Genomic DNA, 20593 nt, shown 5'->3' with positions numbered 1-20593 from the left:
CTATGAACCTAAAGTACCTCTACTTCAAATGTGAGAGGAGAATAGGGAGGAATTTTGCCAGCCCCACGACTTCCATAGGCTAATGCTGAAGGCATAATAATGATTGCCTTCTCGGTTTTCTTCATTTTTCTGATAGCCTTATCCAAACCAAAGGATGCTGTTCCCACTGTTGCTATACCGGTGGTAAGAGCAAACGTTCCTTCATCAAACTTTTCGTCGCTAAGAAATCTTCCAACGTATTTAATACTTACAGACTTACCAACGCCCAGGGTATCGCCCGTAACCGTGTTTGTTCTGATAATTACTAGATTGTCAGCGGTACGTTCTGAGACCGGGAACTGCTTTTTGGCCAGAAAATCGTCGATCTGCTGCGCTTCGTTGCGTGCTTTGATGAATTCAAGTTCCAGTCTGATTACCGAATAAGCCGGAATGTTAACCCTGTCCACATTTCCGAAAGCCAGGTAAAACGGAATCAGAAATGTCGCTTTTTCGCCGGTTCTCATCAGCTTAATTCCCCTTTCCAAACCAAAAATCTGAGTTGAGAATCCGTCAACGGGGAAAGTGAAAGTTGAGTCTTTCTCAATCGACAGTACTTTGGTTCCGTTCAGCAGGTATCCGTTGATCCTTACCGTTGCTGCTTCACCTGTTTTTGCCTTCTGCCCGCTTGGGTTCGACTTTCTGATAATGTAGTAAAGTCCTGTACTGTCGCGGATCGCCGAGGTGCCGAGGCTGTCGGTTTTTAAAAATTCCTTGATTTCGTTATCATTTTCGGTAATTTTCTCTTCATCCTGGTTTTTGTCCGAATTCATACAGCCGGACAGACTTACCACCATAGCCAGTAAAATAAACAATGCTAACTTCGTACGCTTCATTTGATTTCTTCCTTTCTTAAATTTAATGGGATTGATATTTTAAACGATAGACTCTGCAAAAAGCATATTGGTTGTAACTACGATTTCGAAACTTCTGTAAGTACATTTTTTTCAAAGAATTTACAAAAGGAAGAAAGCGGGCACTGCATGCATTTAGGGCTTCTCGCTATGCAGATATAACGACCGTGAAGGATAAGCCAGTGATGTGCTTTGTGCACAAGCTGTTTTGGAATATACTTTACCAGTACTTTCTCAACACTGAGCGGCGTAGTGGCAGTTTTAGGAACCAGTCCAAGCCGGTGTGACACCCTGAAAACATGCGTATCCACCGCCATTGCAGGCTGGTTGAAAATAACGGAAGCAATCACATTGGCCGTTTTTCTCCCTACACCTGGCAATTTTTGTAACTCCTCCACAGATGCAGGCACTTCCGATCCAAACTGCTCCACCAGCATTCGCGCCATTCCTACGAGGTGCTTGCTTTTATTATTTGGGTAAGAAATGGAGCGGATGTAAGTAAAAACTTCTTCCGCGTTGGAAGCTGCAAGCGACTCCGAATCAGGGAAACGCTCGAACAAAGGCGGGGTAACAATATTTACACGCTTGTCTGTGCATTGCGCCGACAATATCACTGCTACCAGCAGTTCATACGGACTTGAATATTGCAGCTCGGTTTCGGGTTCAGGAAAGTTTTCAGTGAAATAATCCAGAAATAATTTAAAACGCTCCTGTCTGTGCATAAAGGGAAAACATACTCTGATACAAACAACAAAATCCAGCTATCCGATGAATAGCTGGGCAAAAAAAACACCTGCTGCTTCACTTAATAGTGAAGAGCAGCAGGTGTTTTTGATGAGAATTGCCGGGAATATTTGAAAACTTCTGAAACCACCTTATCGGAAGGAGTCCGGGTGATTTTGTTCATCTGTGTCTGAATCTCCAATGAATCCAGATAGAAGTTCATCAAATTATCGTCAAGTGCAAGCGCCTCAACAATCAGTTCATTTTCATTCTCTGTTGTCTCGGCATATAAATACCTTACAACATCATCGTAGGTAAAAGTTTTTGTCATACTGTGGGGCACGTTGGTTAAATTGCTTACGCAGGTTTATCAACGCGTAACGCATTCTCCCCAATGCCGTATTAATACTCACCCCCGTTGCATCCGCAATTTCCTGAAAGCTCATGTCCTCATAATGACGCATGATCAGTACTTGCTTCTGCACATCGGGTAACCGCTGGATCATCTCCCGCAGTTGTTCATGTGTTTCCTGACGAATCTGGATTGACTCAACGGAATCTTCCGAAAAATCCAGCGTATTAAAAACACTGCTTCCATCTTCGAACACTACATTGGGGTAGCGTTTATCGCGTCTGAAATAATCAATGGCGAGGTTGTGTGCGATCCGTATAATCCATGGCAGGAATTTGCCCTCATCGTTATATCTACCTCCCTTTATCGTATCGACGGCCTTAATAAATGTATCCTGTAATAAATCCTCGGCTACATACTGGTCCTTAACAATTAGATAAATAGTGGTGTATATTCTTGATTTGTGGCGCTGGACGAGTTTTTCGAAAGCTTTCTCATTCCCGCGGATATACAACGTCACCAACTCACTGTCGCTAACTTGGACTTTCTCCATTTTTATTATTCGATTTAGTTAACGTAGAGCGGTTCGTCGATATTGTTTCTCCTTTCTGTCTGGTGAAAAAATTGAAGTAATTATCTGTATTTCAAATTATACGAATCAAAGAAATAGATTTAGCAAATAATTTGCAAATGTTTGAGTTTCTTTTTTTTCGAAATCGATTTTCATTAACACATGTTAACAACCAGGCAGCTTTTTAAGCCTTAATCGTGATTTACTGCGTATATATGTCCCTTTTAAAATATTTAATAGAACTTATCATATAAATATACGCTTATTCCGGGGAGATCGACTTATTTGTTCACATTATCTTTATTGCGCAGCCGGCAAAAATTGAAATTTCACTTTTTTGATAAATATTGAACTTTTCACAGAATGAAGTACAAGCATATTTTTTTCGATCTCGATCACACACTGTGGGATTTTGATAAAAATTCATCCGAGTCTCTGGAAGAAATTTTCCATAAGCTTACACTCCAGAATCATGGAATAAGCTCTATGGAGGACTTTATACAATGTTTTTTGAGAGTTAATATGTCTTTATGGGACATGTTCGACCGCGGGCAGATTCACCATACCTATATACGTCAAAACAGGTTCCGGCTCGTTTTTGAAGACCTGGGCATTCAATGTCCGGAAAATCATGAAGAAATTGGCGAGTTGTATCTGAATACCCTGCCTGACAAGAAGCATTTACTGGAAGGCGCACTCGATCTGCTCAATTATGCAGTCGCTACCGGCTACAGAATGCACATTATCACCAACGGTTTCAATGAAATTCAGGCAAGAAAGCTCGCGGGTTCTCAGATCGGGCACTTTTTTGAAAATGTGATCACTTTTGAAAATGCCAGCGCCAAAAAGCCGGATCCAAAAATTTTCGAATTCGCATTGAATGCAGCTCAGGCAAGTCCCGGGGAATGCATAATGGTAGGCGATAACTGGATTGCGGACATTCTGGGTGCCAAACAGATCGGAATTGATACTGTTTACCTTAATCCGGCGGGACTGCAATTTGATGAAAAACCTACCTACGACATCACAAGACTGGAAGAGCTGCTTCTTATTTTATGATGGTCAATAAGTAAACAGTACAGGATTAAGCTCGCTGTCTGCCGCGCCACCCACAGGCCGGGACAGCAGCCAGGTTTCCCAGTCGGCCTGCTGGTACTCATTTCTCGGTTGCGTCACTTTTTGATCCTGATCCATATAAATCATCGTCATTACTTTACGCGGACTTCCGGACGTATTGGCCCCGGCGCGGTGAAACAGCCAGCCAGCATGAAAGCTGACTTCACCGAGTTCAAATGGCGTTTCGTTCAGCTCAAATTGTTTAAGCGCCTCGTTCATCAGTGCCTCACTTTCATCACTGATCTCCAAATCACGTCCTATTTCAACATGGTGGCTTTTTTCTGCAAATGCAAGCGGGCCCATTTCCATTGATGTTGCTTGAAGCGGTATCCAAACCGTTGCCGTTTTTGGCGAGGAGAGCGGCCAGTAAAATTGATCTGCATGCCAGGGAGTAATACCGCCAGAAGACTCCTTGTAAAGCGCCTGGTCATGGTATAACCTGACGCCGGAACTTTGCAACAGGTCGGCAGCAATCTTTGCGAGCCTTTTTGAGAATACAAACTCTTTGACCTCTTCGCTTTCCCGCCACAAATTCATCACCTGCAGAAAAGCGCGTTCATAAGTTGTACGCTCCTCCATTGGCTTGGTCAGTTTATTCAGCCTGAAAACAAGGTCGGTGATCAACTCTCCGTAATAAGCGAGCAGATTTTCACTCAGAACATTTTTAAGCTTTACGTATCCGTAAGTATTAAAATGTGCGACAGCTCCTTCGGGAAGAACAAATGGTTCCGAAAGTTCGCTTTGGATCAGATCGTATTGCAGGTCAGTCATAGTCAGGATCTTTATGCTTTTAAAAGATTTGACTTTCTTAAAACTACCTGGTTAATCCTGTTCGTAGAATTTGATTTTTTTCTCCCTTAAAAATTGTTTGATCACATCCACATGCACGCATTGACCTACATTCAGGAAGGGATAATTGGATACTCTTCTTCGCTGTCCGTCGGATACTACTTCCCTGTTAACCTGATCAAATCCGAGGTGAAGGTGCCGGGTCGCGCTTTGCATTCCGTAAATGGTCCCGCTTGGATCAAATAGTGGGCCGCCGCTTTGACCTCTCAGTCCCGGCGTGCTCATTTCTATCCCGGTAACCTCGCTGCCTTCTCCGATATGGCGGGTAATAATGCCGTCGATTGGAAAACTCGGCGTTTTGGAACGACCTTCCTTAGTCCATTCAATATCGCCGGAGACTTTGTTGTATTGGTAATTGGTGAATTCCGGAAAAGGATAACCTAACCTGCACAGGTACCTGCCTTGCTTTACAAGCCGTGAATCTTTCAAAAACTGTGCATACCCCTGGTACTGCACCGATTCAAATTCCCTAAACTGTATAATTGCGAGATCCTGTGTGGGGTGCAGATGTATGGTCATCGCTTTATAGGCAGAGACACACTGAATGAAGTTGAAAAGAACGCGAATGGGGTTAGCTGCGGATATCTTGTATTTGTTTTCAAGATTCGTCCGCTGTGTTTCAAATCCCGGATCCTTCTCAAACTTCCTGAGTTCGCCCCGAAATTTGAGATAATTCTCGTAGATGGAATTCGCGTAAAGTATCTGTCGCGCTACGTGCCTGCAGGTAATTGCGAAGCCTTCTTCGTTTACAAAAAATAAGGTGGCTGTACCGGGTACGATATCGCTGCCCGTGTAGTAACGGAATATAAAATGGATCGGACGGGTAAACTGGTCTACTTTTTCAATGGCTCCAACAAACATGCGGGCAAAGGTAGCAAACCAATCTTATTTGTGTGAAAAAGGAACAATGGCTTCTGTCTGGTCCCAGCTAAGGATCATATTGACACCATTGGGGATTTCCTCAAAGTAGATATCAAACAACTCCTGCACAGAGGAGCGGATACGAATGGGAACTTCTACCCGGAGCACATCTTTCCCATCGTTATAATTGGTGCCCCACTGACCGACCTCCGAATTCAGGATGATCTTCCAGCTTCCCTGGCCGGGAACTGAGTAAAGTGAATAGGTACCAGCCTGCACCGGCTTTCCAGCAATTGTAAGTCCGCTACCTATTTCGATGATAGTAGCCTCGTTAGCGCCTGTTCTCCAAACCTTTCCGTAAGGCAGCAATGCATTATCCTGTTCGCGCCCGAAAATGAGCCTGCCTTTCTTGCTTGGTTTGCTGTAAGTAACCTTTACGCTGACGCCATTCTTATTTGTTTCGGCAACCGCTTCGGGGCTAAATGATTTGGTATACATCCGCATACCGGCAAATCCTATCAGCGCAGCAATAACAACGCCCAGAATGATCAGGAGAGGTTTCTTCATAGGATCAGGGACAAACGATTTTGTAAAATGTGTAACTTACCGAAAGTCTAATATAGTAATAGTTGTCTTTCAGGGAAGGATCTCCCTGCTGTAATTTGTCTGTATTAACCGGCTTTCCACCAAGATCATCCAGGTAGTCTGTAAAAGTCTTTCTGGCACCATATTCCAGTCCGATATTCCATGGCCGCCGGATCTGATATTTGATACCAACGCCGTACGGCAGAATGAACGAGGATGTTCTATAGTCGCTGGTTTTGGTCTGAGGATTGAACCTGGAATAACCTACTCCACCAAAAAGGTATGGACTCCAGTTAACCGCAAAACGGCGCTCCTGGAAATTGAGAAAGTTATACTCCGCTACCGCAGAGCCTTCAAAAATGCCTGACCTGAAAGACTTGTTGCGCGCAACCTGAAAAGGGTCTTTGCTATGCTTGTCCGCCGCGCCTATGATCCCGCCCGCCACTTCTGCCCGCAGTGATAATGCCTGAGTAGGGTTAAAACGGAAAAAAAGGCTGCCGCCCGGCTTAACAAAGCGCAGCCGCTGTGAAGGGGAAATATCTCCTTTGTAATTGAACCCGCCAATGCCCGCGCCCAACTCGATTTTCTGAGCTTTGGAGGAATTTACAGAGACAAAAAAATAAATACCTGCAACGAAGAGACGGAGCAAGTATTTATTAATCCTGTTTGAAAATAATGATTTCAATGTGTGCTTTTATTTAAGCGGAGGACATTTGATCTGCGAAGGCAGCATGTAATTCAGGTGGATCATTCCAAAAAGGTAGTTGTCAGTCAATGTAGGACTGTTTCCGCGCTGTGTACCTGGTGCTGCAAAGCCGGTCGCCGGAAGAGCTGCAAAAGGATCGTTGGTTTCCACCTGATAATTGACTTGTAAAAACTTAACCAAAGATCCCGTACGGTCTGCACCTTTTCTGACAGCGACACGCTCCGTAGATCTGTTGGACAGTGCCAATGCAAGTGGATTGTCTGCAAAAACTGCCGGATCGGCATAATTTCCGTGCGCATCATCAAGATAATCCGTAAAGGTTTTTCTGAAACCCAGCTCCACCGAAACATCAAATCGCTGATTGATTTTGTATCTTAAACCAATGCCCACAGGGACTGCAAATTGAACAAGTGAATATGGTTTCGCATAACCTTCATTACCCTGCCCTTCTGTTCCGAGCGGCTGCAACTTTACCCAGTCACCATTCAATGAATCCAGCGCCTTAGGGTTGTGAGCGGTTAATGCTACACCTGCAAAAAGATAGGCTCCAAACTGGGGCCTTCTATCGTAGCTTCTGTTATCAGGAATAAGCTTGAAAATACCTTGTACCGAAAACTCTTTAAGATCATTTCTGAAATGCAGGTTCCTGGCATAGAAAATGTTTGTTTCGTATTTCGGCCTCCGGTTCATAATGTAGTCGTCGCCAGCAATGCGACCATAAATGAAGCTAGCCCTGGCTGCCAGACGTGGTGTAAAGTGCCTTGTGTAATTGCCGCCGATGCTCCAACGCATCATGTTAAATACAGAAGCTACGTGCCTTCTGTATGGAGCGAAATCGCCAAAATAGCTGGATGTACCTACGCCAAAGCCTGCTGTAGAGTAAGGAACGAAAATGCCTCTGCTCTGCGCGCTGGCATCTTTTCCTGTTAATAAAAGTCCAAAAGTCATGATCACTGCAAGCGCCCCGGATACTCTTTTGAAGTCAAAATGTCTACGCATTTTCAGATCGTTTTTTTGCAAAAATAGGATAGTTGTCGGTTTTATTACGGCTTCAACACCATTTCAACGTTTTAACAATAGATTTATTTGTAGCTGGGAATTTTTTTAGAATGAATGCCGGTCTGCCAAATTCCGGTACCCGGAAATCCGCTGATGTGGACCACAACCGTGCATTAACACACGTTTTAAATTGACGGCCAAAAAAACTTTGCTATCATTGCAGACTAAAAAAGATCCAGGAAATGATTACGAGTCACAATCTCAGGTTTTCGTACTCTCCCCAAAAAACTTTCCAATTTCCTGATATCAATTGCGGTGACAAGGAAACCTTACTGATTTTAGGCCAGTCCGGGAAAGGTAAAACCACATTACTTCATCTTCTTGCCCTCCTGCTCCGCCCCGAAAGCGGAGAAGTATCCGTAGGCGGCAGGTCGATCAGCCACCTGGAAGCGGAGCAGATTGCGTTGATCCGGGCCAAAAGCATCGGGATCATTTACCAGCGCGCGCATTTTGTTAGTGCATTGTCGGTGATCGATAACCTGCTGCTCTCCAATTTTCTTGCCGAAAAACCACAGGACAGAAAAAAGGCAATTTTCCTCGCGAACGAACTGGGTTTTGCAGAGCATTTAAACAAAAAAACAGCGCAGCTGAGCCAGGGCGAGCAACAGCGGGTAAGTATCGCGCGTGCATTGATGAATGAACCCAATGTAATCCTCGCCGACGAACCTACTTCAAACCTCGACGACATCAACTGCCAACGCGTTATCGAGCTGCTCAAAATGCAGTCCGCATTAATAGGTGCGAGCCTCGTGGTGGTTACGCACGACCAGCGGCTAAAAGATGAATTTTCCAACCAGGTCATTTTATAACGGATCAAGGCTGCTCTCCGGGCGGCAAAAATCAACGCAATGAACCTTTTCAAAATCAGCATCGCCAATATCAAAGAAAAAAAGCTTAACAGCTTCCTGAGTGCACTTTTACTTGCGCTCGGTATTGGCATGATCTCGTTGCTTCTGCTCCTGAACCAGCAGCTTGACGAGCAGTTCCGGAAGAATATCAAAGGAATTGACATGGTAGTAGGCGCGAAAGGCAGCCCCTTGCAATTGATCCTGTCCAGCATTTACCAGATCGACGCGCCCACAGGCAATGTACCACTGGCAGAAGTAGATGCATTAAGAAAAAATCCGTTTGTAAAAACAGTTATCCCACTTTCAATGGGAGATAATTACCAGGGATTCAGGATCCTGGGAACCACGCCCAAGTACATTGAGCATTATAAGGTAAAGGTAGCTGAGGGGCACGTATATAATGCATCTATGGAAGTAACACTCGGCAGCAAGGTGGCCCGGGTAGCAAGACTTAAAATCGGCGATACTTTCGCAAGCTCTCACGGACTGGACGGAGCAGGTGATGTGCATGGCGATCGTAAATACAAGGTTACAGGTATCTTCCAACCTAGTGGATCGGTAGTGGATCAGCTGATCCTGACCCGGTTATCCAGTATCTGGGATATCCACGATCACGAAGAACCCACTACTGAAAAGCATCAGGACCATGCCGGGGAACACGCCGGCGGCGAGCCCGACGAAGATGGAAAGGATGTTACCAGTGCATTAATCCAGTTTCGTAATCCGATGGGTTTAATGACAATTCCGCGGCAGATCAACCAGAATACATCTATGCAGGCTGCATTGCCGAGCATCGAGATCAACCGGCTTTTTTCGCTGCTTGGTGTAGGAATCGAAACACTGCGGGCGATCGCCATTTTTATTATTACCATTGCTGGAATAAGCGTTTTTGTTTCGCTTTACAATTCTCTGAAAGAACGTAAGTACGAAATGGCATTGATGCTTTCCCTTGGCGCTACACGAACTTTCCTTTTCCTGATGTTGCTAATTGAAGGATTGTTCCTGGCGGTAATCGGCTTTTTGTCCGGTATTATTCTCAGCAGGGTCGGGTTGTGGTTTTTTTCGAAAGCAGCCGAGCAGGATTTCCATTATACCCTCGGCAGGTTCGCGCTTCTGCCTGAGGAAATCTACCTTCTTTTTGCCGCATTGGCAGTTGGGGCAATTGCGGCGGCGCTTCCTTCGGCAGGAATTTACCGGTTGAATATATCCCGCACACTGGCAGAGGAATGATAATCTGCTTAAATTTGTTTATCAGGTTCAATCCCTTTTAAATAGAAGAGCAAATGAAATCGTTGAAAGCGGCCATCTTATTTTTTTGCATTACCACACTCCTGGCATTCAAGCCGGCCAACGAACCCGTTAAGGTGACCTGGGAGACTTTACGCGATGTGACTTTCAAGAAAAAGTGGTATGCAGAAGAATCCATTTACATGCTCCACCCTACTTTTGGCCCAAGTGTTCAGAAGTTGAAAAATCAGCAGGTAGCTATTACCGGCTATATTCTCCCGGTTGACCTGGATGCAAACTTGTACGTGCTTTCCGCATTTCCATTCAGCGCATGCTTTTTTTGCGGAGGTGCCGGACCTGAAACGGTAATGACCCTGAACTTCAAGAAAAAAGATGGCCGGAAGTTCAAAACCGATGAGCGGCTTACTTTTACGGGAACATTGAAGTTGAATGCAGATGATATTTACCAGATGAACTACATTCTTGACGGAGCAGAAATTACTAACTGATACCGATCAAACGCCAGACGCCGGAAATAAAGAAGAGAACCAGACCAACCGGCGTCAGTACCTTCCAGCCTAAATACATCAGCTGATCCACGCGAAGCCGGGGCAAAGTCCACCGGGCCCACATTTGCAGAAGAATACCAAACATCGCCTTACTTAAAATCCAGAAGATCCCGGTAATGTATCCAAACCAGGTTCCGGGTTCTCCGCTTGTCCAATCTGCCAAACGAAGCGGGCCGATATTAGGAAGCGGTGTGTTCCAGCTTCCAAGAAAGAGAATAGCGCCCAGGAGCGAGACCAGCAACATCATTCCATATTCGGAGAGCATAAAAAGCGCCCAGCGCATTCCGGAATACTCTGTATGAAAACCGGCTACTAATTCAGATTCTCCCTCAGGTAAGTCAAACGGTGCACGGTTACATTCTGCAAGAGAGGCTATGAAAAACACGACGTAGGCTATCAACAAGAAAGGATTTCTGACAATATTCCAGGTCAGTATCCCGCCTACCTGGGTTACATCCACGCCCAATTGTTTCATTCCAAAGAGGTAAACGGGCTCAGTCGAGTAAATGCCCTGCTGAAAGCTGATCACTTGCAGATCAAGCGTTTGCGTTAGCATTACTACGCAGAGAATTGACAAACCAAGTGGTATTTCGTAGGATATGATTTGTGCCACAGCGCGCATTGCCCCGAACAATGCGAATTTATTATTAGAGCCCCATCCAGCCATTAACAGCCCGACAACATCTACGGAAACGATCGTTAAAAGAAAGAAAACGCCGACTGCCGCGCCTGAACCTGCAAGCTCCGGCGCCAGCGGAACTACTGCAAAACCTGCAAATACAGAGATGAAAATGATAAAAGGCGCGATCAGAAAGAGGCGCCTGTCGGCTGCTCTAGGAACAATGTCTTCTTTTTGCAACAGTTTAAGCAAATCTGCAAAAAGCTGCAAAAGACCCCACTTACCTACCTCCATTGGCCCCATTCTATCCTGAATAAAGGCAGATACCTTTCTTTCAAGATATACACCGATTACCACAAAACCGGGTACCAGGAGCAGGAATATAATGAGGGTAAATGGCATTAAAGGCTGGTTGAGTTAACTGGATTTGGCAAAAGTAAATAAAATCTACTCTACTTTGTCCGGCTGGCCGCTATAACCCGATTCCTGCAGGATCCGGCTTGCATTCTCAATCTCCATCAACTCAACAATAGATACTTCCCTGTTTTCTTTCATAAACAAATTCACAATGCGCCATCCTACCCAGCGGGCGATAGCACCCGGCACTTTCTGCCCGATTTCTGTTGTAAATGGTCGCTCTTCGATGAATTTACGCTTTTGCAACACATTCTTTTCATAAAGTAACTTGCTCGCGATAAAGTACGCCCAGATATCCTGCTGACTGTTATAGGTCTTTTTCAGGTTATCCTCCGAGTAGCCGATAATCAGACTTTGCGGCGTTCCGGGCATCATATATCTCACAAATTCATACCCTTTCCCATACCCGATCATATCGGCCAGTAAGGTTTGATCACCCGGACTGATTTTGTTGAACCTGTTTGAAATAAAGAAAATAATGGAAGGAACAATATACTCTTTTTGATAACGGCGTAACTGGTAATCAAATACATCGGGACGGTACATTGCACTCGGGCCGCCGAAATAATCGAGACCAATGATGATAAGAGAGTCTGAAATGTACAGATCATTACCTGCGAAACCGGAGACCATAAATTCAACTTTTGGTGCGGTAAATGCAGGGTAGTAGTACTTAATGTGTTTGAATGCTTTCGTGAGTGAATCTACGATTACAGTTTGCCGGTCGCCAATCAGCGAGTCGAGCTGCGTCTTGAATGTCCTGAAATCCTGATTTTGAAGAATACTAAAGAGATAACCTGCCAGTTTACCAGGCTCAACCGGTGCATCTGAAAAGTAATACCTGCCTAAATTCGGATGTTTGTTCAAAAAATTTTGTACTTCTGTCTCCGACTTGCAGGCAAATAGCTCCTCGTCGAGATTTTCAGAAACAACTTTTAAATCTATATCACTTATATCAGCAACAGCTCTGTTGTCAGGCTTGCAGGAAAATGAAAAGACTGCCAGTAGCGCAATAAGACTGATCTGTTTTAAATAAACCATTCGACTATCAGGAAATATATGTCAGGTGAAGCTTCAAAAATAGAAAAAAAACGAATAAGCATTCTTGGCTGCGGTTGGCTGGGAATTGCACTAGCACAACGTTTGGTTGGTGATCCTATTACATCACAAATCAAGTGCAGTACCACTTCTGAATCCAAACTGGCTAAGTTCAATTCGCTCGGGTTCGAAGGTTTCCTGCTCGATCTTACTCCCGGTTTTACGGTAGATTCGGAGAAGGTAAATGCATTCTTTGATGTGGATTCACTGGTTGTCTCGCTTCCGCCGCGTTCAAGTCAGCACGAGCCCGGCTTTTATGCACAGCAAATACAGGCGGTTGTTTCATCCGTCAGGGAATCTCCGGTGAAAGAAGTCCTTTTCATCAGTTCGACCAGCATTTACCCGGATCTCAACCGAACGGTTACGGAAGAAGATGTAACCACTCCGGAAGAATCAGCTTATTCCGAAATGGTGCAGGCAGAGCAGCTTATCACTTCTCTGCGGCCACAATGCACAGCAAGTATTCTTCGCTTCGGCGGGCTCCTGGGCTACAATCGCATTCCCGGAAAATATGTACAAGGGAAAAAAGATATGACTACCGGCACAGTCCCGGTCAACTACATTCACAGGGACGATGGGGCCGCGATTATCCTGGAAATGCTCAAACAGGGAGTAAGTAATGAGACTTTCAACATAGTTGCCCCGCTTCACCCAACCCGAAGCGAAATATACATAGATACCTGTGCGCAATTTGGTTGGGAGGCGCCCACGTTTGCCGACGGAGCGCAGCCTGATTTCAAGATTGTTTCAAATCGTAAATTAACTGAAACATATAAGTACGACTTCCTATATCCGGATCCATTACAGTTTCTTTATTCTCTTGAAGATCCGATCTGATACCATTAACAACAAAAAACCCGCAGGATTATCCCCGCGGGTTTTATTATGATATAACCAAAAAGATATTATTGGGCACCCAGTAATTCCATCAGCTTACTTTCAAGAGCTGGCCCCCGCAGGTTTTTAGCGATGATTTTTCCGTCTTTATCAATCAGGAACGTAGCTGGTATTGCATTCACCCCGTAGGTTTGCGCCACGCCCGAATTCCATTTTTTCAGCTCCGATCCGTGCTGCCATTTCAGGTTATCTTTTGAAATGGCCGTTTTCCAGGCTTTCTCATTATCGTCCAGAGATACTCCGTAAATGTCAAAACCTTTATCCTTGAACTTATCATACATTCTGACCACATTCGGGTTTTCCATTCGGCACGGTCCACACCAGGAAGCCCAAAAATCGATCAACACATATTTTCCGCGAAGCGACGAGAGTGAAACAGGCTTTCCTTCCGGACTGTTGAGCGTAAAATCCGGCGCCTCCTGCCCCACTGACACACCTGCAAAACGTTTCACCTGACCGATAAAACCTTTGGCAAGCGTAGGAGTTGGCTGCACCTTTTCATAGTCGGCCGCCAGCTTTTTCAATGTTTCAAGATCAGTTTCGGGGTTCAGGAAATTGTTCGCTGCAAACAATGCAACCAACGAAGTACCCATTTCAGGCAGCATTGATTTAATAGCTGTCAAGCGTTCCTGATCCGCCTTTGTAAAATTCTGCTGGATTTCCGCTATTTTCTTGGTATCCTTTTTTTCTTCTGCGGCCGCATATTCTTCATTCCAAACAGTCACCTTGGCGGCAAAAGCCTGCATCAGCTTGTCAAGCTGCGCGTAGTACTCCATATTTTTTGAGCCGGAAACCTCGGCTTTTCCTCCATTTCCCTTGGCATCACGGGTGGTACCATCCGCCTGGACATTCAAATTTTCGCCTCCTTCAACCAGCAGTACTACTTTTTGTCTGTCGGCAATGTTAAGCGTGAAGAAACTTCCGCGGTCTCTTTCGGTACTTTTTAACGAGAAGCTACCGTCAGCGGCCAGTTGCGTGGAATCCAGCTTAACCGACGAGCCGGCTGCCGTGGATTTGGAAAGAATGACCTTTTCACCCTTCGCGCCGTTTTTAACTTTCCCGGTAACGGTAAAATCTTTGGGATCAAGCTGCTGTGCCCAGGATTGTACTCCGGCAACGAGCAACACAGATAATATACCCCCTTTTAAAAACCCCTTCATAAGCCTGAAAATTTCTGTTAAGAAACTGTTTTATGATAATTTCTGCGCCAGTAACTGGTTGACCAGCTTGGGATCTGCAGTATTGTTCGACTTCTTCATCACTTCTCCGACGAACAATCCGATCAGTCCTTTTTTACCTTTCCGGTAAGCAGCTACTTTGTCTGGCATTGAATTAATTACCTCTTCTACCAACGATTCCAGCTCGTTTGTATTGCTGTTTTGCAGCCAGTTATTCTCTGAAGCAATGTCCCGCGGCACCCTTTGCGGCTCAGCCAGGAGTACCGGAAATATTTTTTGTGTGGCAACAGAGTTACTGACCGTACCCGACTCCGAAAGCTCGATCAGCTCGGCCAACGTTTGCGCACTGATCGGGAACAAGGCGATGTTTCCTCCATTATCGTTCAGAAATGATTTCACCGGTCCCATCAACCAGTTCGAAGCTGCTTTGTAGGCAGATGTTTTACTGCACACTGCTTCGAAATAGTCCGCAACTTCCTTTGTATCTGTCAGTACCATTGCGTCGTAAGCAGGAATCCCGTACTGGTTTACAAACTTCTCCCGCAATTCGTGAGGCAAGGCGGGCATGCTGCCTTTTATATCATTCAGCCACTCTTCCGAGACGATCACGGGCGAAAGGTCCGGATCCGGAAAATAGCGGTAATCGTTCATGGTTTCTTTAACACGCATTCCGTAAGTCTGGCCATTATCCACGTCAAACATCCGTGTTTCCTGCTGCACTGTTCCGCCGCTTTCGAGCAGAGCCACCTGTCTTCTTTCTTCAAAGCCGATCGCCCGCATCATATTCCGGATTGAGTTCATATTCTTGATCTCAACCTTTGTCCCAAATTCCGCTGCGCCATTCTTTCGAACAGAAACGTTCACGTCGCAACGGAGGGAGCCTTCTTCCATATTTCCATCACTGATTCCAAGGTAGCGGACCAGTCTTCTTATCTCAGTAACAAATGCGCCGGTTTCCTCTGCAGACCTTAGATCCGGCTCGGAAACCATTTCTACCAGCGGAGTTCCTGCGCGGTTATAATCCAGCAAAGTCTCCACCTGATCGCCCTCGTGAACAGATTTTCCCGCATCCTCTTCGAGGTGAATGTGGTGAAAGCGGATTAATTTCTCTGTTATCTTACCTGTTGCGTCTTTAGTCGAGATAGTTACACCACCGTTTTCGCAAATCGGTTTTTTATCCTGTGATATCTGGTATCCTTTGGGAAGATCAGGGTAAAAGTAGTTTTTACGGTCGAAAACTGTCTTTCTGCTAATGGAGCAGCCACATGCAAGCCCAAGGCGAACTGCATACTCTACTGCTTTTTTGTTGATTTTGGGCAGTGTCCCAGGCAACGCGAGTGTCAGCGGACCGATGTTCGTATTGGGTTCTGTTCCAAAAAGATTGACATCCCTGGTAAACAACTTCGATTCTGTCAACAGCTGACAATGCACTTCAAGCCCGATCACCGTTTCATAGGTTGCGAGCAATTCATCCGTAATATCAGCAGGTTGCAGTGTGGTATTGGTCATAATTAATGTAAAATGCTATAACAAAGATATGCATACGGGCCGTCCATAGCATGAACGGCCCGTATTTTAAAAGACTCGAAATGGATATTATAATGAGTTGATCCAGTTGGCAATCACAACGATATCTGCTTTTGGAACATGAGGCAGAGGCGCCATTGGAGGATAACCAGGCCAGTGCTCAGGTTTTGGACTGTGTACAAGCGCTACGATCTCGTCAGCTGAGTACTTCTTTTTGGCAACTTCGGAGTAAGCTGGTCCGATTACTTTATCGTAAGCCTGGTGGCAGGCAAAACAAGCGTGTTTGTTAAGTAACGCAGATACGTCGGCTGGAACCGGCTTTCTTTTTGGAGCCGCTGCTACTGCAGGAGCCGCCGCAGCTGGTGCTGCTGCCGAGTCGCCGGCTTTTGCAGAATCGCCAGGAGCAGCAGGTGTTGCTGCTGCGGCAGGAGCTGCTGCCGGTGTTTCAGGTTGATTTTTTCTGTCGTTAGCCAGCTTTACAAGTGCTGTTTCTTCTCTTGACTTACTGCCTGAACCATAATAATGATCGTATTTATCGCGATCTTCCTTTGAAGAGCAGCCTGTAATGAAGTAAACTGCCAAGGCCATAACCGCCAAAGAAGTGCTTTTACTGATAGTCATTGTTTTCAATTTTAAATTTCCGCCAGATTAAGGATTTTATGCAAACATCCACACGAAGAAAGCATGTTTGCTCCATATTTCCTTCATTTAACGGGCATAAATTAGATTTTAGAGGCAACTTTATACACGTTACCGGTTTGTATGACAATCTGTTAAGCAATCGGTTGTTTGTAAAAAATGCCCAAAATTTCTGCTGATATTTTTGACTTGATTATTGTGTTTAAATTAAATGTTGTTACTTTTGCACTCCTGTTTGTAAAAATGATTTAAAGCAATGGCTAAGAAAGGTAATAGAGTGCAGGTTATATTGGAATGCACAGAACAAAAAGATAGCGGTGTTCCAGGAATGTCACGTTACGTGACTACAAAAAATCGCAAGAATACGCCAGGCCGTATGGAATTGAAAAAATTCAATTCTTTCCTGAGACGCTATACTATACATAAAGAGATTAAATAAGTTTTAAAACTTTAACGATATACAGACATGGCAAAGAAAGTAGTTGCTACCCTGAAAAAAGAAGGCGGTAAAGCATTCGCGAAAGTGATTAAAGCCGTAAAATCTCCTAAAACAGGAGCTTATACCTTCAAAGAAGAAATCGTACCCCTTGACGGTGTTCAAGGTGCATTGAAAAACTAGTCTTCGACTGCCCGGCCGCCTGGTACGCTTAGATTGACAACAACCTTATGATTGTCACCCTCAGCGGGTAAAAGGTAGGTTTTAAACATGAAGTTATTAAAAAGTCCCTTTTTGGGACTTTTTTTGTTTTATTTTTGATCCATTAACATTTCTGGATTATGAGTTTATTCGGCTTTTTTTCAAAGGAGAAAAAAGAAACACTAGATAAAGGGCTTGAAAAAACCAAGGACAGTTTCTTTGGTAAACTTTCACGCGCTATTGTGGGTAAAACCACTATTGATGAAGACGTTCTTGATGAACTGGAAGATATTCTGGTGAGCTCCGACGTAGGAGTTGAAACTACCGTGAAGGTGATCAAGCGCATTGAAGAGCGTGTAGCCCGGGACAAATATGCAACCACAGCTGAGCTCGACAGCATTCTGCGTGAAGAGATAGCAGCGTTGCTCACAGAGAATAAATCCATTGATATAAAAGACAGCTTTGAAACACAGCACCTGCCTAAACCTTACGTAATTATGGTGGTAGGTGTGAATGGAGTCGGCAAAACAACCACTATCGGAAAGCTAGCCCACCAGTTTCACCAGCGGGGCCACAAAGTTGTGTTGGGTGCAGCAGATACCTTTCGTGCTGCGGCGGTAGATCAGCTTAAACTCTGGGGCAAAAGAGTTGATGTCCCCGTGATAGACCACGGAATGAATACTGATCCTTCGGCTGTTGCTTATGACGCTTTGAAAAAGGGCGGGGAAATAGGCGCGGATGTAATTATCATTGACACCGCAGGTCGTTTGCATACGAAGGTCAATCTGATGAACGAGCTTTCAAAGATCAAAAGGGTCATGCAGAAAATCATCCCCGACGCGCCGCATGAAGTCTTGCTCGTATTGGACGGAAGCACCGGCCAGAATGCAGTGATCCAGGCACGCGAGTTTACCAAAGTCACTGAAATTACGGCTCTGGCCATTACCAAGCTTGACGGAACTGCCAAAGGCGGCGTGGTAATCGGTATCTCCGATGAATTTAAAATTCCCGTAAAATACATTGGTGTAGGAGAGAAAATGGATGATTTACAAGTATTTGACAGAAGTGAATTTGTAGATTCTTTGTTTAAGAAAATTGGCTAGTGACCAACTGGGAGACATTCATTCTAGTAGTGATAGCACTGGGCGGAAGTGCAGGCCCGCTATTGTTAATCGTAATCACCGGCGCCCGGCAAAGCAATGAAGTTTACGCAGTTCTCAAAGAACCAAGAACCTATAAAACAACCTTCTCCTATTTCTTCTTAACAATCGATACCTTTTTCACCTACCTGCTCACCTTTGCTGCGGGCATTATGGCTGCCATTTTGCTGAACCTGGACGTGTATCCTTCCGAGGGAGATTGGCGGGCGTATCTGATGTTTTCCCTGCTAATCATCCTGATGCTTTTTGGGGCTGCCTGGGTTCACATTTTATATATCAATCACTGGAAACACTCTAAAAACTTGGCGGTTACTTTTGATCCTGCTAGCAAAACGGTTTGGGTCGAGAAAGATGGACAGGAGTATATCCTGCGGGAAGGTACCATTGAAAGCGTGGAATGTTACAGCAATCAGGGACCAAAGTTTTTGTTTCAATACTTTAAGTTTAACCTGACCGGCAACACCAGTTTTTACATCTCGGGCCAGGCCAAAGGTGTACCGGCAATCATGGAATATTTTAAGAAGATTCCAGTCAAACTTTACCGGCGCAGGTATCCGCTCATGCCCTGACCTCGTTATTCTGATATTTTTTCCCGAACTTTGCAGGCCATTTTGAAGTTCATAATCAACTACTTCGCTGGTGACAGCATCCATTTAATTTTCCATTCATAAAGCAAATAGCTAAAAGCTAACCGCCAATAGCTAATCCCAATGAAAACCAAAGGAATAGTAAAAAACAAAGTCAATATTGTCACGCTCGGTTGTTCCAAAAACGTGGTTGACTCGGAAGTTTTGTATACGCAGCTTAAAGGAAACGGTTTTACGGTTGCGCACGAGTCCAAAAAAGATGATTCGCAGATTGTCGTAATTAACACCTGCGGCTTTATTGATAATGCCAAGGAAGAATCCATCAACACCATTTTGCGCTATGCAGATGCAAAAGCAGCCGGAATGGTGGATAAAGTATATGTTACAGGCTGTTTGTCGCACCGCTACAAAGACGAACTTTCGGTAGAAATCCCCACTGTTGACGCGTGGTTCGGCACCAATGAACTGCCCCGCTTGCTCAAAACCTTGAAAGCAGATTACAAGCACGAGCTGGTTGGGGAACGCTTGCTAACAACGCCGACGCATTATGCTTACCTTAAAATAGCCGAAGGTTGCGATCGTCCATGTAGCTTTTGCGCGATACCAATTATGCGCGGCGGCCACATATCCCGTCCGATTGACGAGTTGGTTAAAGAAGCGAAATCACTTGCAAAACGTGGTACCAAGGAGCTAATCCTCATTGCGCAGGACCTGACCTACTATGGTCTTGATATTTATAAGAAGAGAAATTTATCAGATCTGATCGCCCAGCTTTCAGATGTGGAAGGAATCGAATGGATCAGGCTGCAATATGCTTACCCGGCTGGCTTTCCGATGGACATTCTCGACATTATGAATGAGCGGAGTAATGTTTGCAAATACCTTGATATGCCGCTGCAAGCGGGCTCGACAGAGATCTTGAAATCGATGCGAAGAGGGATAACACGTGACAAAACGGAATCTCTGATTTACAGCATTCGTGAAAAAGTACCTGGAATTGCCTTGCGTACCACATTGATCGTTGGTCACCCGGGTGAAACAGAATCCCTTTTCGATGAAACTTACGAGTTTGTGGAAAAAATGCGTTTCGACCGCCTTGGCGCATTCCAGTATTCACATGAGGACAATACGCATTCATTTACAATGGAAGATGATGTTCCTGCGGAGATCAAACAGGAGCGTGCAGATGCGATAATGGAATTGCAGCAGGGCATTTCTTACGAATTGAACCAGAACAAAATCGGCAACACTTACAAAGTACTGTTCGACCGGAAAGAAGGCGGGCACTTTATTGGCCGGACTGAATTTGACTCACCGGAAGTAGATAATGAAGTGCTGGTACCAGCCAGTCAGTACGTGCGTTTGGGTGATTTTGCGAATGTAAAGATCAATGCAGCTGAGGAGTTCGATTTGTATGGCGACGTTGTTTCCTGATTTTTTCGCCACGTTCCTGTGTTTTTCAACTTGCCTTTCAGATT

24 protein-coding genes are annotated in these 20593 nt (G+C 44.9%); 10 read left to right on the top strand and 14 right to left on the bottom strand.

Going from position 1 to position 20593, the window contains the following annotated elements; all coding sequences use genetic code 11:
- Nucleotides 1–8: 8 nt before the first annotated feature.
- The 4 genes from AC1XTG_RS14425 to AC1XTG_RS14410 all read right to left on the bottom strand — a co-directional run bounded on the left by AC1XTG_RS14425 (nucleotide 9) and on the right by AC1XTG_RS14410 (nucleotide 2518).
- On the bottom strand, nucleotides 9–872 hold the full coding sequence (locus AC1XTG_RS14425) for an FKBP-type peptidyl-prolyl cis-trans isomerase (protein ID WP_484842456.1): 864 nt from the start codon (nucleotides 870–872) through the stop codon (nucleotides 9–11).
- Nucleotides 873–949: 77 nt separating this feature from the next.
- The gene (gene nth / locus AC1XTG_RS14420; RefSeq protein WP_484842455.1) at nucleotides 950–1612 is read right to left on the bottom strand and encodes an endonuclease III; all 663 of its coding nucleotides are present in this window, start codon (nucleotides 1610–1612) and stop codon (nucleotides 950–952) included.
- An 83-nt stretch (nucleotides 1613–1695) separates the two neighbouring features.
- Nucleotides 1696–1944, bottom strand: a complete 249-nt coding sequence (locus AC1XTG_RS14415; protein ID WP_056291036.1) for a hypothetical protein — start codon at nucleotides 1942–1944, stop codon at nucleotides 1696–1698.
- Nucleotides 1919–2518: an RNA polymerase sigma factor gene (locus tag AC1XTG_RS14410; RefSeq protein WP_026632052.1), complete on the bottom strand. Its 600-nt coding sequence runs from the start codon at nucleotides 2516–2518 to the stop codon at nucleotides 1919–1921. The genes AC1XTG_RS14415 and AC1XTG_RS14410 overlap by 26 nt, the downstream gene beginning before the upstream one ends.
- A 381-nt stretch (nucleotides 2519–2899) precedes the next feature.
- Here AC1XTG_RS14410 and AC1XTG_RS14405 point away from each other — a divergent pair, with 381 nt between their 5' ends.
- Entirely contained in the window at nucleotides 2900–3595 is a 696-nt protein-coding gene (locus AC1XTG_RS14405; RefSeq protein WP_056291034.1) for a YjjG family noncanonical pyrimidine nucleotidase, read from the top strand.
- A 3-nt stretch (nucleotides 3596–3598) separates the two neighbouring features.
- On the opposite strand, the gene AC1XTG_RS14400 is transcribed toward AC1XTG_RS14405, so the two are convergent.
- Genes AC1XTG_RS14400 through AC1XTG_RS14380 form a run of 5 tightly spaced genes read right to left on the bottom strand, consistent with a single transcriptional unit; the run spans nucleotide 3599 to nucleotide 7652 of the window.
- The gene (locus AC1XTG_RS14400) at nucleotides 3599–4423 is read right to left on the bottom strand and encodes a phytanoyl-CoA dioxygenase family protein (protein ID WP_484842454.1); all 825 of its coding nucleotides are present in this window, start codon (nucleotides 4421–4423) and stop codon (nucleotides 3599–3601) included.
- A 51-nt stretch (nucleotides 4424–4474) separates the two neighbouring features.
- Nucleotides 4475–5362 (bottom strand): trypsin-like peptidase domain-containing protein, encoded by an 888-nt coding sequence (locus tag AC1XTG_RS14395; protein ID WP_056291031.1) that lies wholly within the window; start codon nucleotides 5360–5362, stop codon nucleotides 4475–4477.
- A gap of 24 nt (nucleotides 5363–5386) precedes the next feature.
- Nucleotides 5387–5929, bottom strand: a complete 543-nt coding sequence (locus AC1XTG_RS14390) for a DUF2911 domain-containing protein (RefSeq protein ID WP_056291029.1) — start codon at nucleotides 5927–5929, stop codon at nucleotides 5387–5389.
- A gap of 4 nt (nucleotides 5930–5933) precedes the next feature.
- Nucleotides 5934–6632, bottom strand: a complete 699-nt coding sequence (gene porG, locus AC1XTG_RS14385) for a type IX secretion system protein PorG (protein WP_484842453.1) — start codon at nucleotides 6630–6632, stop codon at nucleotides 5934–5936.
- 9 nt (nucleotides 6633–6641) lie between these two features.
- Complete coding sequence (locus AC1XTG_RS14380; protein WP_484842452.1) at nucleotides 6642–7652, bottom strand: hypothetical protein; 1011 nt, start codon at nucleotides 7650–7652, stop codon at nucleotides 6642–6644.
- A 242-nt stretch (nucleotides 7653–7894) separates the two neighbouring features.
- Between AC1XTG_RS14380 and AC1XTG_RS14375 the strand changes: the two genes are divergently transcribed.
- The 3 genes from AC1XTG_RS14375 to AC1XTG_RS14365 are packed head-to-tail and all read left to right on the top strand — an operon-like array spanning nucleotide 7895 to nucleotide 10296.
- Nucleotides 7895–8521, top strand: a complete 627-nt coding sequence (locus tag AC1XTG_RS14375; protein ID WP_484842451.1) for an ABC transporter ATP-binding protein — start codon at nucleotides 7895–7897, stop codon at nucleotides 8519–8521.
- Between the two features lie 39 nt (nucleotides 8522–8560).
- Nucleotides 8561–9790 carry an ABC transporter permease gene (locus AC1XTG_RS14370; RefSeq protein WP_484842450.1) on the top strand — a complete coding sequence of 410 codons (1230 nt, stop codon included), beginning with the start codon at nucleotides 8561–8563 and terminating at the stop codon, nucleotides 9788–9790.
- A 53-nt stretch (nucleotides 9791–9843) separates the two neighbouring features.
- On the top strand, nucleotides 9844–10296 hold the full coding sequence (locus AC1XTG_RS14365; protein WP_056291023.1) for a YEATS domain-containing protein: 453 nt from the start codon (nucleotides 9844–9846) through the stop codon (nucleotides 10294–10296).
- Here the strand turns inward: AC1XTG_RS14365 and AC1XTG_RS14360 are convergent.
- On the bottom strand, nucleotides 10289–11377 hold the full coding sequence (locus AC1XTG_RS14360; RefSeq protein WP_484842449.1) for a complex I subunit 1/NuoH family protein: 1089 nt from the start codon (nucleotides 11375–11377) through the stop codon (nucleotides 10289–10291). The genes AC1XTG_RS14365 and AC1XTG_RS14360 overlap by 8 nt on opposite strands.
- A gap of 45 nt (nucleotides 11378–11422) precedes the next feature.
- The gene (locus tag AC1XTG_RS14355; protein WP_484842448.1) at nucleotides 11423–12433 is read right to left on the bottom strand and encodes a gliding motility protein GldB-related protein; all 1011 of its coding nucleotides are present in this window, start codon (nucleotides 12431–12433) and stop codon (nucleotides 11423–11425) included.
- An 18-nt stretch (nucleotides 12434–12451) separates the two neighbouring features.
- Between AC1XTG_RS14355 and AC1XTG_RS14350 the strand changes: the two genes are divergently transcribed.
- Nucleotides 12452–13327, top strand: coding sequence for an NAD-dependent epimerase/dehydratase family protein (locus AC1XTG_RS14350; RefSeq protein ID WP_484842447.1), 876 nt, complete (start codon nucleotides 12452–12454; stop codon nucleotides 13325–13327).
- Nucleotides 13328–13395: 68 nt separating this feature from the next.
- Here AC1XTG_RS14350 and AC1XTG_RS14345 read toward each other — a convergent pair whose 3' ends face one another.
- The 3 genes from AC1XTG_RS14345 to AC1XTG_RS14335 form a co-directional block, all read right to left on the bottom strand.
- Nucleotides 13396–14547, bottom strand: a complete 1152-nt coding sequence (locus tag AC1XTG_RS14345) for a TlpA disulfide reductase family protein (protein WP_056291015.1) — start codon at nucleotides 14545–14547, stop codon at nucleotides 13396–13398.
- Nucleotides 14548–14577: 30 nt separating this feature from the next.
- On the bottom strand, nucleotides 14578–16074 hold the full coding sequence (gene gatB / locus AC1XTG_RS14340) for an Asp-tRNA(Asn)/Glu-tRNA(Gln) amidotransferase subunit GatB (RefSeq protein ID WP_484842446.1): 1497 nt from the start codon (nucleotides 16072–16074) through the stop codon (nucleotides 14578–14580).
- A gap of 87 nt (nucleotides 16075–16161) precedes the next feature.
- Nucleotides 16162–16713: a c-type cytochrome gene (locus AC1XTG_RS14335; protein WP_056291012.1), complete on the bottom strand. Its 552-nt coding sequence runs from the start codon at nucleotides 16711–16713 to the stop codon at nucleotides 16162–16164.
- Between the two features lie 274 nt (nucleotides 16714–16987).
- Between AC1XTG_RS14335 and rpmG the strand changes: the two genes are divergently transcribed.
- From rpmG to rimO, 5 genes are all read left to right on the top strand, one after another.
- Complete coding sequence (gene rpmG / locus AC1XTG_RS14330) at nucleotides 16988–17170, top strand: 50S ribosomal protein L33 (RefSeq protein ID WP_031528413.1); 183 nt, start codon at nucleotides 16988–16990, stop codon at nucleotides 17168–17170.
- 27 nt (nucleotides 17171–17197) lie between these two features.
- Nucleotides 17198–17350 (top strand): DUF4295 domain-containing protein, encoded by a 153-nt coding sequence (locus AC1XTG_RS14325; protein ID WP_015813059.1) that lies wholly within the window; start codon nucleotides 17198–17200, stop codon nucleotides 17348–17350.
- Between the two features lie 158 nt (nucleotides 17351–17508).
- A complete protein-coding gene (ftsY, locus tag AC1XTG_RS14320) occupies nucleotides 17509–18471 on the top strand; it encodes a signal recognition particle-docking protein FtsY (RefSeq protein WP_484842445.1) in 963 nt (320 codons plus the stop codon).
- Complete coding sequence (locus AC1XTG_RS14315) at nucleotides 18471–19097, top strand: PH domain-containing protein (RefSeq protein WP_484842444.1); 627 nt, start codon at nucleotides 18471–18473, stop codon at nucleotides 19095–19097. The genes ftsY and AC1XTG_RS14315 overlap by 1 nt, the downstream gene beginning before the upstream one ends.
- Nucleotides 19098–19238: 141 nt before the next feature.
- The gene (rimO, locus tag AC1XTG_RS14310) at nucleotides 19239–20549 is read left to right on the top strand and encodes a 30S ribosomal protein S12 methylthiotransferase RimO (RefSeq protein ID WP_484842443.1); all 1311 of its coding nucleotides are present in this window, start codon (nucleotides 19239–19241) and stop codon (nucleotides 20547–20549) included.
- Nucleotides 20550–20593 lie beyond the last annotated feature (44 nt).

The organism is Dyadobacter sp. HNCC25DJ183, assembly GCF_056895175.1.
Note: the sequence above shows the minus strand (reverse complement) of the source record. Positions and strands in the feature narration are given on the sequence as shown.